Consider the following 15,969-nt stretch of genomic DNA (forward strand, 5'->3'; position numbering starts at 1 on the left):
GGAATCCCGTATCGATGTGCGGTCCGTTCCGCTCGTACGGTGATGTCAATGGCACCGACGGATGGGAGTGACTCGTTCATGGCTCTGCATTCGGCGCCGCGACTCGGTGTGGTGGTTCCTTCGGGAAACGCCGCGGCCGAACCCGAGATCGGCAGCCTCGTCAGCCCCGCATTCAATGTCCACACCTCACGCTTCCCTGTCCTTCCCGGAAAAGACCTCCGCGGCCGGCTCGAGAAGTACAACGACGTGCTCCCCGACGTGCTGGGGAATTTCGGTGGCCTGCGTCTCGACGCGGCCGTCGTCTCCTGCACCGGCTCGCACTACCTCCTCACGCCGGACGGCGACCGGGCCCTCTGCGCGGAGCTCTCCGAGCGCGTGGGAGCCCCCGTACGGTCGGCGGCGCTCGCCATCCTCGACACGGCGCGCGCGGTGGGCGCCGAGCGGCTCGTCCTGATCTCGCCGTACGAGCCCTGGCTCACCGAACTGTCCCACGCCTACTGGGAGTCGGCGGGTCTCACCGTCGACCGGGTGGTCAAGATCCGGGCCGGCGCCCGCTTCTCCCCGTACGACGTGACCACCGAGGAGCTCGTCGCGCAGGTGCGTGAGGCCGAACTCCCCGAGGACGCGGCACTGCTGTTCACCGGAACCGGCATGTTCACCTTCGACGCGCTCGCCGAGCTCGGCCGGGACAGCGGACACACCCTGCTGACCTCCAACCTGGCGAGTGCCTGGTGGGCCCGGGACACCCTCGGCCTGCCGGCCGAAGGGCCGGACGCGCACCCGCTGCTGCGCCGGCTCGCCGAGCGGACCGGCACGAGGGCCGGCGCGCCGGGGCCCGGCCGCGATGCCGCCGAGCCCGGTCGCGGTGCCGAGCCCAGCCGCGATGCCGAGCCCGGTCGCGGTGCCCTGCCCGGCCGTGATGCCGCCGTGGCCGTGTCGTGAGCGGCGATACCGTCTCCCGCGAGCCGGTCGCCGTCGTCGGCGCCGGGCCCGTGGGACTGACCGCCGCGCTCGTCCTCGCCCGGTCCGGTGTCCGCGTCACGCTCCTGGAGTCCCGGGAGACGCTGGCCACCGAGTCCCGCGCGTCCACCTTCCACCCCTCCACCCTCGACCTCCTCGACGAGCTCGGCGTCGCCGCAGCGCTGCGCCGCCAGGGCCGTACCGTCGACCGCGTCCAATGGCGCGACCTGGACGGCTTCGTCCACGCCGAGCTGGACTACTCCCTGCTCGCCGGGCACACCGGCCACCCGTACCGGCTCCATGTCGAACAGGCCCGGCTCACCCCGCTGCTGCTCGCCGAGCTGACGGCCACCGGTCTCGCCGACATCCGCTTCGGCACCACCGTCACCGGGGCCGACCACATCGGCGGCGGAGGAACCGGCGGCGGAGGAGCCGGCGGTGCGACCGGCGGACGGACCGGCGGTGAGACAGGCGGAGGCGGCGGGGTGCGGCTGCGCACCGAGGACGCGGCGGGGCGGGTCACCGTCACCCGCCACCCGTACGTCCTGGCGGCCGACGGCAGCCGCAGCACGCTCCGCGCGCTCGCCGGGCTCCCCGGCACCGCCGAGGAGTACCCGGACTACGCGCTCCGCGTGGTCACCGGGACGCCGCTGGACGAGCTGGTTCCCGGGCTCGCCCCGCTGTCCTACGTCCGCGACACCCGGGCCTCGTTCAGCGCCCTGGGCATGCCCGACCACTGGCGGCTGATCTTCCGGATCCCGCGCGGCACGGACCGCGACGCCGTCCTCGCGCCCGAAGCCGTCCGGGTCAGGGTCGAGCAGGCCCTGCCGGGCGCCGCGGGGAAGGCCGTCCGGATCGACGACGCCCACACCTACCGCCTCGCGCGGTTCCTGCTGCCCCGCTACCGGGCCGGCCGGGTGCTGTTCGCCGGGGACGCGGCCCATCTGACGTCCACCGCCGGCGGCCTGAACATGAACTGCGGGATCCACGACGCCGTGGAGACCGGCCGGGCCCTCGCCTCCGTCCTGCGGGGCGACGCCCCCGGCGAGACGGCCCTCGACACCGCCCTCGAACGGCGCAGGTCGGTCGTCGAGACCGCGGTCATCCCGCGCAGCGAGGCCCGCACGGCCGGACTGGACAGCGCGGCCGAACTCCCGGCCCGGCTCGCCTCCTTGAGGCGCACCGCCGCCGACCCGCGCTCGGCCGTCGACTACCTGCTCAAGGCATCACTTCTCGACGTCGCACCACGACCACTGAAAGGTGACGCACATGCGGATCTGGTTTCACAAGCACACCGTTGAGGGACGCCTGCCGCTGCTCGACCAGTGGTACCGCGAACACCTCGACGCGATCGCCGCACCCGGCACCACCATCGACATCAAGACCCTGCCGGCCGACACCTACCCCGACGCCACACCGTTCGGGCTCGTCGGCCACCACTCCGCCCAGGTGCTCTTCAGCCGCCACTTCTCCGAGTCCGCGCTCGTCGCGGAGCGGGAGGGCTACGACGCCTGGGTGATCGCCGCAGGCCAGGACCCCGGCCTGCGTGACGCCCGCCATCTCGCCTCCATCCCGACCCTCGGCTACGGCGAGACGGCCTTCTTCCTCTCGGCGCTCACCGGGCAGCGCTTCGGCGTCCTCGGCTTCATGCCGCCCCTGGAGGAGCCGATCCGCGCCAACATCCGGCAGTACCGCCTGGAGTCCTCGCTCAGCTCGTACGAGGTCGTGCCCGGCGGCTGGGACTCCGTGCACCGGTCCCTGGAAGGCGACTTCGACCAGTTCGTCGAGGTGTACTCGGCGGCCGCCGAACGCGCCGCACGGGCCGGAGCCGAGGTCATCATCCCCGCCGAGGGCATCCCCAACGAGATCCTCTGGCACCTCGGGATCCACGAACTGCACGGCCTGCCCGTCGTCGACCCGGCGGGACTCGCCGTCAAGCTCGCCGAAACCCTGGTCCAGCTCGGTGAGTTGAAGCTCTTCCAGCGCAGCGGGCACGGCTACTGGTTCAGCCGCCCCGACGAGCCCGTCGCCAAGCACCTGGAGCAGGTGTTCCTCGGCGAGGCCCTCTAGGAGATGCCGTGTCCGCCGCCCTGTGCGCCCCCCTCGCCCCGTCCGCGCCCGCCGCTCCGCCTCCGCACCGCGTCCGGTCCGCGCACCGCGCCCCGTCTCCGCACGGCGCTCCGTCCGCGCCCGCCGCTCCGCCTCCGCACGCCGCCACGCCCTCCAAGGAGTCACGCTCATGACGTACGACGCCTACGGCCGCAACACCGCGGCCACCGACCCCGCCGCCCCTTACTACCGCCCCCGCCGGCTGCGCCGCACGCCCGCGCTGCGCCGGTTCGCCGCCGAGACCCGCGTCGGCCCCGCCAACCTCGTCCAGCCCCTCTTCCTCCGCGAGGGCCTCGCCGAGGCACGGGAGATCCCCTCCATGCCCGGCGTGTTCCAGCACACCCGTGACACCCTCCGCAAGGCCGCCGCCGAAGCGGTCGCCAACGGGGTCGGCGGCCTCATCCTCTTCGGCATCCCCGAGCACAAGGACCCCACCGGCACCGGCGCGGTCGACCCGGACGGCATCCTCCAGGTCGCCCTCCGCGACGTCGTCGCCGAGGTCGGCGACTCCACGGTGATCATCGGCGACATCAACCTCGACGAGTACACCGACCACGGCCACACCGGAGTCCTGGACGCGAACGGCGACGTCGACAACGACGCCAGCATCGAGCTGTACGCGCAGGCCGCCGTCGTCCAGGCCGACGCGGGCGCCCAGATCGTCGCCCCCAGCGGCATGATGGACGGACAGGTCCGCCGCATCCGCGAGGCGCTCGACCGGGCGGGCCACCAGTCCGTGGCGATCCTCGGCTACTCCGCCAAGTACGCCTCGCACTTCTACGGCCCCTTCCGCGACGCCGTCGAGTCCACCCTGCGCGGCGACCGCAAGGGCTACCAGCAGTTCCCCGGCAACATCCGCGAGTCCCTCCTGGAGGTCTCGCTGGACGTGGCCGAGGGCGCCGACCTGGTGATGGTGAAGCCCGCGCTCGCCTACCTCGACATCGTCCGGCTCATCGCCGACCACGTGCAGGTGCCCGTCGCCGCCTACCAGGTCTCCGGCGAGTACTCCATGGTCGAGGCGGCCGCCGCCAAGGGCTGGATCGACCGCGACCAGGTCGTCCGCGAGAGCCTCGCCTCCATCCACCGCGCGGGCGCCACGCAGATCATCACCTACTGGGCCTCCGAGTTCGCCCAGACGCTGGACCGGTGACCCGGTGAGCCCGTCCTCCACCATGCTGGTCCTCGGCATCAGCCATGCCAGCGCCCCGCTCGACCTCCTGGAGAGACTCGCCGGCACCGACCGGCCCGCCGAGGACCTCGTCTCCGACGTCACCTCCGTCGACGGCATCGACGCCGCCGTCGTCGTCTCCACCTGCAACCGCCTGGAGATCTACGCCGAGACCCGCGGCGGCACCGCCGGCTTCGGGGACGCGGGCGAACCGGCGGCCGCCGGCGAACTGAACGGCCTCGGCAGGCTGTTCGCCGAGCACACCGGGGTCGACCACGAGGAGATCGCCCCGCACCTCTACAGCCACCACGCCGACGGAGCCGTACGCCATCTGTTCGCGGTGGCGTCCGGACTCGAATCGGTCGTGGTCGGCGAGGACCAGATCCTCGGGCAGGTGAAGCTGGGCCTCGAACGCTCCCAGCGGCTCGACCGCACCGGCCGGGTCCTCGCCAAGGCCGTGCAGACCGCCCTGCGGGTCGGCAAACGGGCCCGCAACGAGACCGGTCTCAACGAGGCGGGCCGCTCGCTCGCCACCGCCGGACTCGGCTTCTTCGAGCGCCGGGTCGGCTCCCTGCACGGCAAGACCGCCCTGGTCATCGGCGCCGGAGCCTTCGCCGGGGTCGTCGTCGCCGCGCTGCGCCGCTCCGGCCTCGACCGGGTCCACGTCGCCAACCGCACCCCGGAGAAGGCGCAGCGGCTCGCCGAGACCACCGGCGGCGTCGGGTACGACCTGACGGACCTGCCGAAACTGCTCACCGAGGTGGACGTGGTCGTCGGCGCCACCGCCGCCACCGGCCACCTCGTCTCCGCCCGGGACGTCGAGGAGGCGCTCGCCGCCCGGGACGGCCGCGAGCTGTTCCTGCTCGACCTGTCCCTTCCGCACAACATCGCGCCCGGCGCGGCCGACCTGCCCGGCGTCACCTTCGTCGACCTCCGCCGGATCGCGGAGGAGGGCCAGGAGGACGAGATCTCGGCGGCCAGCGTCCAGGCCGCGCACGAGCTGATCGACGCGGAGGTCGAGCAGTTCCGCACCGGACTGCGGCTCGCCGGCGCCAAGCCGGTCCTCACCGCGCTCCGGACCGCCGCCACCGAGGCCGCCGACGTCGAACTCAACCGTCTCGCACGCCGGCTGGACGGCATCGAAGGCGTCGACGGCACGGTGCGGCGGGAGATCGACCGCAGCGTACGGCGGATCGTCGACAAGGCCCTGCACCAGCCCACCGTCCTGGTGCGGGAGCTCGCGGCCGACCCCGACGGCGCCCGGCACATCGCCGCCTTCACCCGCCTCTTCGCGGCGGCGGAGGCCGAGGACGGCGCCGGCGCCCCACAGCAGGCGCAACAAGCACAGCAGGCACAGCACGCGCAGAACGACCCGAACGCACAGAACGAGACGAAGATCGAGGCCATCGCATGAGTGACATCTCGGCTCTCTGGGAAGCCGAATCCATCGCCGTCATCGGCGCCAGCGAGCGCCCCGGCGCCCTGGGCCGCAAGCCGCTCGACTACCTCCTCCGGTACGGCTACAAGGGCCGCATCCTGCCGGTCAACCCGCGCTCCCCGGAGATCCTCGGAGTCCCCGCGTACCCCAGCGTGAAGGACGCCCCCGGCCCCGTCGACCTCGCCCTGATCATGGTCTCCGCCGAACGGGTCGCCGGCGCCGTCGACGACTGCGTGGCCGCCGGCGTCAAGCTCGCCGTCATCGCCTCCTCCGGCTTCGCCGAGACCGGTGAGGAGGGCGCCCGGCTCCAGGACGAGATCGTCGCCAAGGCCCGCGCCGGAGGCCTGCGGATCATCGGCCCCAACTGCATCGGTGCCGTCGGGTACGAGAACCGCGTCCTCGCCACCTTCAGCCCCCTCTTCGGCGCCGAGTCCGTGCCCTTCGAGCCCGGCACCCTCGCCTTCGTCAGCCAGAGCGGCGCGCTCGGCTTCGGGGCCGCCAGCCTCGCCCTGGAGCGGGGCCTGCGCCCCGGCTGGGTCGTCAGCACCGGCAACGACGCCGACGTCACCGCCCTCGAAGTCCTCCGCGAACTCGCCGCCGTCCCCGAAGTCACCGGTCTGCTCGGGTACCTGGAGGACACCCCGGACATCGGGACCCTCCGCGAACTGGCCGGCTCCGGCAAGCCCGTCGCCCTGCTCAAGTCGGGCCGCACCGAGGCCGGCGGCCGGGCCGCCGCCTCGCACACCGGCGCCCTCGCCACCGACGACCGCGTCCTGGACGCGGCCCTGCGCGGCCTCGGCATCGTCCGTGTCGACGACATCGACGAACTCCTCGACGTGGCACGGGTCTTCGAGTCCGAGCGGCGCCCCACCGGGAACCGGGTCGCCGTGGTCACCACCTCCGGCGGCTCCGGCATCCTCGCCGCCGACGCCGTCGAGGCCCACGGCCTCGAACTCAGCGCCCTGGAACCGCGCAGCAAGGAGGCGCTCGCCGAGATCGTCCCCGCCTTCGGGGCCATCGACAACCCCGTCGACATCACGGCCACGGTCCTCAGCGACCCCTCGCTCTTCGACCGCTCCCTCGACGTCCTGATCGCCGACGACACCGTCGACATCATCGTCGCCGCCTTCTGCGTGATGGCCGGACCCGATGTCGAGAAGGCCGTCAACGCCCTCTCCCGCGCGGCCGAGAAGGGCGGCAAGCCCATCCTCGTCGCCCGCACCGGCGCCGACTTCCTCGCCCCCGACGCCCCGCGCGACCTGCGCGAGGCCGGGCTCCCCGAGTACCCCACGCCGGCCCGCGCCCTGCGCGCCGCCGCCGCCCTCTGGGAGGTCAGCCGCCCCCGTACCCTGCCGGACGCCCCGCGCCCCGGGACCGTGCCGGGCCCCGGTGCCGGGGCCACCGAACCCGAGCTGAAGCGGCTGCTCGCCGAGGCCGGGATCTCGGTGCCCCAGGGCCGTATCGCCGAGGACGCCGAGGACGCCGTGCGCGCCGTCACCGAGGTCGGGGGTACGGCCGTGCTCAAGGCCGTCGTGCCGGGCCTGCTCCACAAGACGGAGGCCGGGGGAGTGGAGATCGGCGTCACCGCCGACACCGCGCCCGAGGTCCACGCCCGCCTCGCCGCCCTCGGCGGACAGGTGCTCGTCGAGGAACTGATCGACCGGGAGGGCGAGGGCGTCGAGCTGATCGTCGGCGTCCACACCACCGACCTGGGCCCGGTGCTCACCGCCGGCCTCGGCGGGATCTTCACCGAGGTCCTGGACGACGTCGGCCACCGGCTCCTGCCGCTCGCCCCCGGTGAGGGGGCCGACCTCCTCGCCGGGCTGCGCGGCGCGAAGATACTCGGCGGGGCGCGCGGGCGTACCGCCGTGGACATCGATGCCGCCGCCGAACTCCTCCACAAGATCGGTGCGTTGGTGCAGGACTGGCCCACCGGCTTCGCCCTGGACCTGAACCCCGTCCGCGTCCTGCCGAAGGGCGCCGTCGTCCTCGACGCGGCCCTCGGTTTCGACGCCCCCGAGGAGGCCGGGCGATGAGCGGCGCAGGGACCGCGAGCCGAGCGCTCTTCGAGCGGGCCCGCCGGGTCACCCCCGGCGGCGTCAACTCCCCGGTGCGCGCCTTCGGGGCCGTCGGCGGCACCCCGCCGTTCATGGCCTCGGCCCAGGGCCCGTACCTCACGGACGCCGACGGCAACGAGTACGTCGACCTGATCTGCTCCTGGGGTCCGATGATCCTGGGCCACCGGCACCCGGCCGTCGTCGAGGCGGTCGGCCGGGCCCTGTCGCTCGGCACGTCGTTCGGAGCGCCGTCCACCGGGGAGGTCGAGCTCGCCGAGGAGATCGTCGAGCGGGTCGCCCCGGTCGAGCAGGTCCGCCTCGTCAGCTCCGGCACCGAGGCGACGATGTCGGCGATCCGGCTCGCCCGCGGCTTCACCGGGCGCGGCAAGATCGTGAAGTTCGCCGGCTGCTACCACGGCCACGTGGACGCGCTCCTCGCCTCGGCCGGCTCCGGTCTCGCGACCTTCGCGCTCCCCGACACACCGGGCGTCACCGGAGCACAGGCGAGCGACACCATCGTCCTGCCGTACAACGACCTGGCCTCCGTCGAGAAGGTCTTCGCCGAGATCGGCGACGAGATCGCCGCCGTGATCACGGAGGCCGCGCCCGGCAACATGGGGGCCGTCCCGCCGTTGCCCGGCTTCAACGCGGGCCTGAAGGAGATCACGTCACGGCACGGGGCGCTCTTCGTCTCCGACGAGGTGATGACCGGCTTCCGGGCCAGCCGCGCCGGCTGGTACGGACGGGACGGCGTGGCCCCGGACCTGCTGACCTTCGGCAAGGTCATGGGCGGCGGCTTCCCGGCGGCGGCCTTCGGCGGTCGCGCCGACGTGATGGCCCACCTGGCCCCGGCCGGACCCGTCTACCAGGCGGGCACGCTCTCGGGGAACCCGGTCGCCACCGCCGCCGGCCTCGCCACGCTCCGGCACAGCACCCCCGAGGTGTACGAGCGGCTCGACGAGGTCTCGGCGACGCTCGGCCGCGAGGTCTCGGCGGCGCTGGCCAAGGAGGGCGTGGCGCACCGGGTCCAGTACTCCGGCACGATGTTCTCGGTCTTCTTCACCGAGGACGAGGTCGTCGACTTCGACGGCGTCCGCGCCACGGAGTCGTACCGGTACACGCCCTTCTTCCACGAGCTCCTGCGCCGCGGCGTCTACCTGCCGCCGTCGCCCTTCGAGGCCTGGTTCGTCTCGGCCTCGCACGACGACCGGGCGGTGAGCCGGGTGGTCGAGGCACTGCCCGCGGCGGCCGCGGCGGCAGCGGCCGCGAGGCCCTGACACCGGGGCCGCGGAGGAGAGACGAGGAAGGCCCCCGTGGCAGGACCACGGGGGCCTTCCCCTTTCCCCTCCGTACGGATCCCTCCGTACGGATACGCGTCGGAGCCGATCCGCGGCGACCGCGGATCGGCTCTCCTCCGTACGGACGGGAAGGGGGCTACGGGGCGAGGTTCACCCGTACCTCCACGTTCCCCCGGACCGCCTTCGAGTACGGGCAGCGCCCGTGCGCCGCGTCGGCCAGGCGACGGGCCTCGTCGGCGTCCAGTCCGGGGAGTTCGACGGTGAGGACGACCGACAGGTGGAACCCGCTGTCCTCCTTGTGGAGGGCCACCTCGGCGACGACCGTGTCGTCCGCCAGCGCGACCTTGGACTCCCGCGCGGAGACCCGGAGCGCGCTGTGGAAGCAGGCGGCGTAGCCGGCGGCGAAGAGCTGCTCGGGGTTGGTCGCGGTGCCGGATCCGCCCACGGCCTTGGGACTCGACAGCGGAAGGTCGAGCAGCCCGTCGGAGGAGCGCACGGCGCCGTTGCGCCCGTCTCCGGTGGAGGTGACCTCGGCGGTGTAGACGACGGCCATTTCGTCATGCCTTTCGACTTCGGGAAAGGGGGAATTCCCCCAGTCTCGGGCGCCGCCGAATTCCGGACGCTACGGATGTCCGCAGTCCCCTGACCCGCCCTCCGGAATAGCGTGGAAAGCATCACAGACCTTTGGACACGAGGGAGTTGGCCATGGCCGGACCGCTGACCGGAGTGCGCGTACTGGAATTCGCGGGCTCGGCACCGACGGCGTTCGTCGGAACCGTCCTCGCGGGGCTCGGCGCCGACGTCGTACGGGTCGACCGGGCGCCCGGGAAGGCCGCCGGCCCCGACGAGCCGCGCCCGGCGGAGAACCCGCTCTCCCGCGGCCGCCGTTCGGTCGCCCTGGACCTCAAGAGCCCCGAGGGCGTCGAACAGGCCCTGTCGCTCGCCGAGCACGCCGACATCCTCGTCGAGGGCTTCCGTCCCGGCGTCGCCGACCGGCTCGGCATCGGGCCGGAGGCGGCGCACGCCCGCAACCCGCGCCTCGTGTACGGACGGGTCAGCGGCTGGGGCCAGCAGGGCGAGTGGGCCGGCCGCGCCGCCCACGACCTGGCGGTCCTGGCCCTGACCGGGGCCCTCGACGTCGACCCGGTCACCGGTGACCCGGTGCTGCCGCCGACCGCGTACCTCTCCAGCTTCGCCGGCGGCGCCAACGCCCATGTGCAGGGGCTGCTCGCCGCGCTCCACGAGCGGGAGCGCTCGGGCCGGGGCCAGGTCGTCGACACCGCGCTCGCCGACGGCGCCGCCCTGATCTCCACGCTGATCCACCAGTGGCGCGAGGTCCCCGGCAACCACACCGTCACCGACGCCCCGCACTACTCGCTCTACCGGGCCGCCGACGGCCACCACCTCGCGGTCGCCGCCATCGAACCCCGGCTCTACCAGAACCTCCTGGAGCAGCTGGGCCTCACGGACGCCGGCACCCGCCCCGAGGACAGCGGCCTCCCGGACCGCTCCGACCCGGCGGCCTGGCCCGCGCTCCGCGAGCTGATCGCGGCCCGGTTCGCGACCCGGGACCGCGACCACTGGGTCAAGCTCTTCGACGCCGTGGACGCGGGAGTCGCTCCGGTCCTCACAGCCGCGGAAGCCGCCGCGCACCACCAACTCGCGGCCCGCGGGGCCTTCGTGGCGATCGGGGACAGCGCCGTCCGCCAGCCCGCCCCGCCCTCCCGCTTCGACCGCACCCCCGCGGCGGCCCCGGGCCGCGCCCCCTTGCCGGGCGAGCACACGGAGGAGGTCCTCGCCGAGTGGCGGGGGTGATCCGGCCGGGCTCCGGGCGACCGTCCGGATCACCCGGCCGGTCGCCCGCTACCGCCGGTGTTCCCCCGCCGCTGCCCCCACCGGCACCGGCACCGGCGGGCGCGGCGGCCGGTCCGCGTCGGAGCGGGCCGCGTGCCGGCCCCGCGACGCCGGGCCGAGTCCGCCCGGCCACCAGTTCCACCGGCCGAGGGCCGTCATCAGGGCCGGCAGGACGAAGATCCGGATCACCACCGCGTCGAGCAGGATCGCCGCCGCCAGGCCGACGCCCAGCTGCTTGAACTCCACCATGCTGAGCGTCCCGAAGACGGCGAACACCGCCACCATGACGATCGCCGCGCCGGTGACGACGCCGGCGGAGCGGGTGATGCCCTCGCGGACGGCGTCGCGGACGCCGGCGCCGTCGAGGGCCGCCTCGCGGATCCGGCTCACGACGAACACGTGGTAGTCCATCGAGAGTCCGAAGAGGACCACGAAGAGGAAGAGCGGGAGCCAGGAGACGACCGCCCCCGAGCTGTGGAAGTCGAGCAGGCCCTCGGCCCAGGTGTGCTGGAAGACCGCGACGAGGACGCCGAACGAGGCGGCCGCGGACAGCAGGTTCAGGAGGATCGCGGAGAGCGCCACGGCGAGGGAGCGGAAGATCGCGGCCATGGTGACGAAGGTCAGCAGCAGGACGAAGCCGACCACCCACGGCATCCGGTCCTTCAGATGGCCGGTGAAGTCGACCCCCTGGGCCACCTTGCCGCCGACCGCGCCCTCGGCGCCCCGGACGGGTGCGAGCGCCTCGGGCACCCAGGCCCGCAGCAGGGCGAGCGACGCGCGCGCCCCGTCGCTCCTCGGCGAGTGCGGGGTGCCGACGGCGACGGTGTGCACGCGCCTGTCGGCCGACGCGCGGATCGCGGGCGCCAGGTCGTGCGCGAACAGCCGCTCATCCTCGGCACGGTTCAGCAGGCTCCTGAGCGCGGCCTCGACCTCGTCGGCCCGCTCGGCGGGGGCCCGCACGGCCACCTGGTGGACGGTGCCCTTGCCGGGGAACGCGGCGGTGAGCCGGTCCATGGCGCGGACGACCGGGATGTCGCGCGACAGATCGTCGGAGCCGGGCTGCTTCAGGCGCAGGTCGAGGGCGGGCAGGGCGAGGACGAGCAGGGCGCCGACGGAGACCGCGAGCGTGAGCGCGGGCCGTACGAGCGCGGGGCGCAGGAGCACGGGCCAGAGCCGGGACCCGGAGGAGGAGCGCAGGGTGAGCCGCCACAGGAACGGCACCCTGGGCCGGTCGACCCAGCGGCCGAGCTTGGCCAGGAGCGCGGGGAGCACGGTCAGCGACGCCAGGACGGCGACGGCCACGACGATGATCGACCCGGTGGCCAGCGAGGCGAACGTGGCCTCCTGGGCGAGGTAGAGGCCGGCCATCGAGACGATGACGGTCGTACCGGAGACGACGACCGTGTGCCCCGAGGTCTCGGCGGCGATCTCGATGGCATCCAGGTGCGAGGCGCCCTTGCGCCGTTCCTCACGCTCCCGCTTGAGGTGGAAGAGGGAGTAGTCGACACCGACGGCCATGCCCATGAGCAGGATGACGTTGCTGACGGCGCTGGTCTCGGGCAGTACGTGCGAGGCGAGGGCCGACAGGCCGATCGCGGCACCGACGCAGGACAGGGCGAGCAGCACCGGCACACCGGCGGCGATGATCGCGCCGAAGACGACGAGCAGGATCAGCAGGGTCAGCGGAAGGCTGATCAGCTCGGCCTTCCTGAAGTCCTCGCCGAGGGTCTCGCCGAGCCCCTTGGCGGTGGATCCGGTGCCGATCTGGTCGATCGTCAGGCCCTCGTGGGCCCTCTCGGTGGCCGCGCTCGCGTCGAGCAGCGGCTGGACCCGGGTGTCGGCGTCCTCCGTGTCGCCCCGCATGGTCACCGGGAGCAGCAGCGCCGTGCCGTCGGGGGAGGGGAGGGCGGAGCCGACGCTCTCCACCTCGGGCAGGGCCCTCATCCTTCCGGCGAGCTCCGCGGCGGCCTTCCGCGCGGTGGCGGTGTCGAGCCGTCCGCCGCCGGCGGCGGTGATGAGGACGTTCTCCTCGGGTTTCTCGGTGAAGCGCCCCGAGGCCGTGATCCGGCCGGCGCGGCCGGACTCGCCGACCCCCGACTCCGCGTCGCTGATCCGCTGCGTTCCGGCGGCCCCGCCGAGCAGGAGGCAGAGCGCGACGAAGACGACCCAGAGGCCGATGGCGGACCACGGGTGCGTGGCACTCCATCGAGCGATCCGTACCGTCGCCGGTTTCCTTCGCATGGGCGGTTCCCTCCCGTTGGCTTCGCGTCTGCGCGACGGGAGAAACGCTATTCAGGGGAGAACGACGGGAGTACGAGGTAAACCCGTGCGGTTTCCCGTAATGCGGGGCGGGAATTCCGGGCGGGAGGCGCGCGGTTCGACGGCGCGCGCATTCCGGCGGCGCGTGTGTCGTCGTACGGCTACGACTCCAGATAGCGGAGCACCGCGAGGATCCGCCGGCTGTAGCCCGTCGTGTGGGTCAGCTCCAGCTTGTCGAAGACGGTGTTGAGGTTCTTCTCCACCGAACTCAGCGAGATGTGCAGCTTCTTCGCGATGGCCGCGTTCGTGTGCCCCTCCGCGAGCGCCTCCAGGACCGTCCGCTCCCTCGGCGTCAGCCGCGCGAGCGGATCCCCGTGGGTGGTCCGGACGACCAGCTGCCGTACGACCTCCGGGTCGATGACGGCCCCGCCGGCGTGGATCCGTTCCAGCGCGTCGAGGAACTCCTCGACCTGGGCCACCCGGTCCTTGAGGAGGTAGCCGACCCGTTCGGCGTTGGACGCGAGGAGCTTGGCCGCGTACGAGCGCTCGACGTGCTGCGACAGCACCAGCACGCCCACCTCCGGCCGGCGCTCACGGATCTCGACGGCCGCCCGCAGCCCCTCGTCGGTATGGGTCGGGGGCATCCGGATGTCGACGACGACGGCGTCAGGCCGCCGCTCCTCGACCTCCGTGAGCAGCGTCTCCGCGTCCCCGAGCGCCGCCAGGACCTCGTGGCCCTCCTCGGCGAGCAGCCTGACCAGGCCCTCACGCAGCAGGGTCGAGTCCTCGGCAAGGATTACGCGCACGGCAGCTCCGCGGTGATGGTGGTCGGTCCCCCGAGGGGGCTGTGGACGTGCAGCACGCCGTCGAGCGCGGCCACCCGGCTGCGCAGTCCGGTCAGCCCGCTGCCTTTCTCGCTCGCGCCCCCGGTGCCGTCGTCCTCGATCCGTACGGTGAGCCGTGCTCCGTCGAGGGCCACGGTCACCGCGATCTCCGAGGCCGAGGAGTGCTTGGCCGCGTTCGTCACGGACTCCGACACCACGAAGTAGGCGGCCGTCTCGACCGGCCGGGGCAGCGGCGCGGCGACCTCGTACCGGGTCCGCAACGGGATGCCGCTCCGTTCGGCGACTCCGCCGATCGCCTCTTCGAGCCCGAGGCTGTCGAGCGCCGACGGGTACACCCGCCAGGCCACCTCGCGCAGTTCGGTCAGCATGCCCTGCGCCTCCTGGTGGGCCTGGAGCAGCAGCGCCTCGGCCTGCTCGGGGCGGCGGCCCCTGCGGGCCCGCCCGATCAGCATGGCGAGCGCCACCAGGCGCTGCTGCAGCCCGTCATGGAGGTCGCGCTCGATGCGCCGGCGCTCGGCGTCCACGGCCTCGACGACGGCGGCCCGGCTGGCGGCGAGTTCGTCGATCCGGCGCCGGAGGAGCTCCCCCTCGGAGGGACCGAAGCACGCGCGGGCGGTGCGGGCGTCGAGCGCGGCCAGCGAGAACAGGCCCTGGACGTCGAGGAAGAGCAGCACGCCGCCGAGCAGGACCTGGGTGAGCAGTTCGTCCCAGTCGAGAGTGCCCCGCCCCGCGCCGTACGCCAGGATTCCGGCCAGGACGGCGCCGAAGACGAGCAGCGCGATGACGACCGCGCAGAGCAGCCCCGTGGAACTGCGGACGGCGAGGTAGCGCAGGACCTTCCGGTCCGAGGCCTCGTAGTGCGCGGGGAAGAGATCGCCGAAGAAGGCGGAGCGGCGGACCCGTTCGACCGCGACCAGGCGCCGGGCGCCGGCCGTCAGGACCCCCAGCGCGCCGGCGCGGGTGCGCGGCCGGAGCAGGAACGGGCCCAGGGCCGTACCGACCGTCAGGAAGTAGAGGGCGCCGAGCAGCGCGGTCGCGCAGCCGGCGAGGGTGCCGAGACCGCGGCGGGCTGAGGACGGGACGGACGCACGGGTGGCGGGTCCGTCCCCACCCGCGGTGTTCCCGGCCGTCGCCGGCTCCCCGTCCCCGTGCACGGGGCCCGAGACTAGTGCGCCCGCACCACCCGGGCAAGATCGTCGGGGCGGTGCGGGAGGCGGTGCCGTACCGGTGGGGCGGGAGCCCCGGGTCATGAGGCGCGCCGGTGCCGGTCGGCCCGGCCGCGACCGCGCAGCCGGACCGCCACGTAGGCCGCGACGGCGACGGCGACCATGCCGAGGACCGCCTTCGACAGGACACCCACGTAGGTCTCCACGACGTCCCAGCGGTCGCCCAGCCAGTAGCCGGCCATCACGAGCACGCTGTTCCAGATGAGGCTGCCGAGCGTGGTGAGCAGGACGAAGAGCGGCAGCGGCATCCGCTCGACACCGGCCGGAACCGAGATCAGGCTCCGGAAGATCGGCACCATCCGCCCGAGGAACACGGCCTTGGTGCCGTGCCGGGCGAACCACTCCTCCGTACGGACCAGGTCCGAGGACTTCACCAGGGGCAGCTTCCGCCAGAGCGCGTGCATCCGGTCCCGGCCGAAGAGCACCCCGATCCAGTAGAGCGCCACCGCTCCCACCACGGAGCCGAGCGTCGTCCAGAACAGCGCCGAGGCCAGGCTCAGCACTCCCTGACCGGCGGCGAATCCGGTGAGCGGCAGGATCACCTCGCTGGGCAGCGGCGGGAAGAGGTTCTCCAGGGCGATGGCGAGGCCGGCTCCGGGGCCGCCCATCGTGTCGACGAGGTCGGCGGCCCAGCCGGCGACGCCGTCGGCGGGCTGCTGGGCGACCGCCGTGGTCGTGAGGTCGAGCTGCATGACGGGACTCCAAGCCGGCCGGGAGGATGCGGGGCGGATGCCCCGCTCTTCTCCCACGACCCT

Annotated in this window: 13 protein-coding genes; 8 read left to right on the forward strand and 5 right to left on the reverse strand. The window is 73.6% G+C overall.

The features are described 5' to 3' along the window. The first annotated feature begins 78 nt into the window (after positions 1-78). From AMK27_RS13330 to hemL, 7 genes are all read left to right on the forward strand, one after another. Complete coding sequence (locus AMK27_RS13330; protein WP_241847481.1) at positions 79-942, forward strand: maleate cis-trans isomerase family protein; 864 nt, start codon at positions 79-81, stop codon at positions 940-942. Next, a complete protein-coding gene (locus tag AMK27_RS13335) occupies positions 939-2,261 on the forward strand; it encodes an FAD-dependent oxidoreductase (protein WP_073906226.1) in 1,323 nt (440 codons plus the stop codon). Before AMK27_RS13330 ends, AMK27_RS13335 begins: the two co-directional genes overlap by 4 nt. Then, a complete protein-coding gene (locus tag AMK27_RS13340) occupies positions 2,230-3,030 on the forward strand; it encodes an aspartate/glutamate racemase family protein (protein WP_055599433.1) in 801 nt (266 codons plus the stop codon). Before AMK27_RS13335 ends, AMK27_RS13340 begins: the two co-directional genes overlap by 32 nt. A gap of 169 nt (positions 3,031-3,199) precedes the next feature. Then, entirely contained in the window at positions 3,200-4,219 is a 1,020-nt protein-coding gene (gene hemB, locus AMK27_RS13345) for a porphobilinogen synthase (RefSeq protein WP_073906228.1), read from the forward strand. Positions 4,220-4,223: 4 nt separating this feature from the next. Continuing rightward, positions 4,224-5,651 (forward strand): glutamyl-tRNA reductase, encoded by a 1,428-nt coding sequence (gene hemA / locus AMK27_RS13350; RefSeq protein ID WP_073906230.1) that lies wholly within the window; start codon positions 4,224-4,226, stop codon positions 5,649-5,651. Beyond that, positions 5,648-7,711 (forward strand): acetate--CoA ligase family protein, encoded by a 2,064-nt coding sequence (locus tag AMK27_RS13355; protein WP_073906232.1) that lies wholly within the window; start codon positions 5,648-5,650, stop codon positions 7,709-7,711. The genes hemA and AMK27_RS13355 overlap by 4 nt, the downstream gene beginning before the upstream one ends. Continuing rightward, positions 7,708-9,009, forward strand: coding sequence for a glutamate-1-semialdehyde 2,1-aminomutase (gene hemL / locus AMK27_RS13360; protein WP_073906234.1), 1,302 nt, complete (start codon positions 7,708-7,710; stop codon positions 9,007-9,009). The genes AMK27_RS13355 and hemL overlap by 4 nt, the downstream gene beginning before the upstream one ends. Before the next feature lie 157 nt (positions 9,010-9,166). On the opposite strand, the gene AMK27_RS13365 is transcribed toward hemL, so the two are convergent. Next, positions 9,167-9,583, reverse strand: a complete 417-nt coding sequence (locus tag AMK27_RS13365) for an organic hydroperoxide resistance protein (RefSeq protein ID WP_073906236.1) — start codon at positions 9,581-9,583, stop codon at positions 9,167-9,169. 152 nt (positions 9,584-9,735) lie between these two features. Between AMK27_RS13365 and AMK27_RS13370 the strand changes: the two genes are divergently transcribed. Beyond that, complete coding sequence (locus tag AMK27_RS13370) at positions 9,736-10,845, forward strand: CaiB/BaiF CoA transferase family protein (protein ID WP_073906238.1); 1,110 nt, start codon at positions 9,736-9,738, stop codon at positions 10,843-10,845. A gap of 48 nt (positions 10,846-10,893) precedes the next feature. Here AMK27_RS13370 and AMK27_RS13375 read toward each other — a convergent pair whose 3' ends face one another. From AMK27_RS13375 to AMK27_RS13390, 4 genes are all read right to left on the reverse strand, one after another. Next, positions 10,894-13,125 (reverse strand): MMPL family transporter, encoded by a 2,232-nt coding sequence (locus AMK27_RS13375; protein ID WP_073906240.1) that lies wholly within the window; start codon positions 13,123-13,125, stop codon positions 10,894-10,896. A gap of 179 nt (positions 13,126-13,304) precedes the next feature. Beyond that, entirely contained in the window at positions 13,305-13,949 is a 645-nt protein-coding gene (locus tag AMK27_RS13380; RefSeq protein ID WP_073906242.1) for a response regulator transcription factor, read from the reverse strand. Further along, the gene (locus AMK27_RS13385; RefSeq protein ID WP_079188417.1) at positions 13,940-15,142 is read right to left on the reverse strand and encodes a histidine kinase; all 1,203 of its coding nucleotides are present in this window, start codon (positions 15,140-15,142) and stop codon (positions 13,940-13,942) included. The genes AMK27_RS13380 and AMK27_RS13385 overlap by 10 nt, the downstream gene beginning before the upstream one ends. Before the next feature lie 92 nt (positions 15,143-15,234). Further along, a complete protein-coding gene (locus AMK27_RS13390; protein ID WP_073906244.1) occupies positions 15,235-15,906 on the reverse strand; it encodes a DedA family protein in 672 nt (223 codons plus the stop codon). Positions 15,907-15,969: the final 63 nt, after the last annotated feature.

Source organism: Streptomyces sp. CB02009 (assembly GCF_001905825.1).
Taxonomy (GTDB): Bacteria; Actinomycetota; Actinomycetes; order Streptomycetales; family Streptomycetaceae; genus Streptomyces.

Bases quoted from the DNA above. Each gene is read 5' to 3' on its own strand.
- AMK27_RS13330 (WP_241847481.1), top strand. From the start codon at position 79: ATGGCTCTGCATTCGGCGCCGCGACTCGGTGTGGTGGTTCCTTCGGGA.
- AMK27_RS13340 (WP_055599433.1), top strand. From the start codon at position 2,230: ATGCGGATCTGGTTTCACAAGCACACCGTTGAGGGACGCCTGCCGCTG.
- hemB (WP_073906228.1), top strand. From the start codon at position 3,200: ATGACGTACGACGCCTACGGCCGCAACACCGCGGCCACCGACCCCGCC.
- AMK27_RS13355 (WP_073906232.1), top strand. From the start codon at position 5,648: ATGAGTGACATCTCGGCTCTCTGGGAAGCCGAATCCATCGCCGTCATC.
- hemL (WP_073906234.1), top strand. From the start codon at position 7,708: ATGAGCGGCGCAGGGACCGCGAGCCGAGCGCTCTTCGAGCGGGCCCGC.
- AMK27_RS13365 (WP_073906236.1), bottom strand. From the start codon at position 9,583: ATGGCCGTCGTCTACACCGCCGAGGTCACCTCCACCGGAGACGGGCGC.
- AMK27_RS13370 (WP_073906238.1), top strand. From the start codon at position 9,736: ATGGCCGGACCGCTGACCGGAGTGCGCGTACTGGAATTCGCGGGCTCG.
- AMK27_RS13375 (WP_073906240.1), bottom strand. From the start codon at position 13,125: ATGCGAAGGAAACCGGCGACGGTACGGATCGCTCGATGGAGTGCCACG.
- AMK27_RS13390 (WP_073906244.1), bottom strand. From the start codon at position 15,906: ATGCAGCTCGACCTCACGACCACGGCGGTCGCCCAGCAGCCCGCCGAC.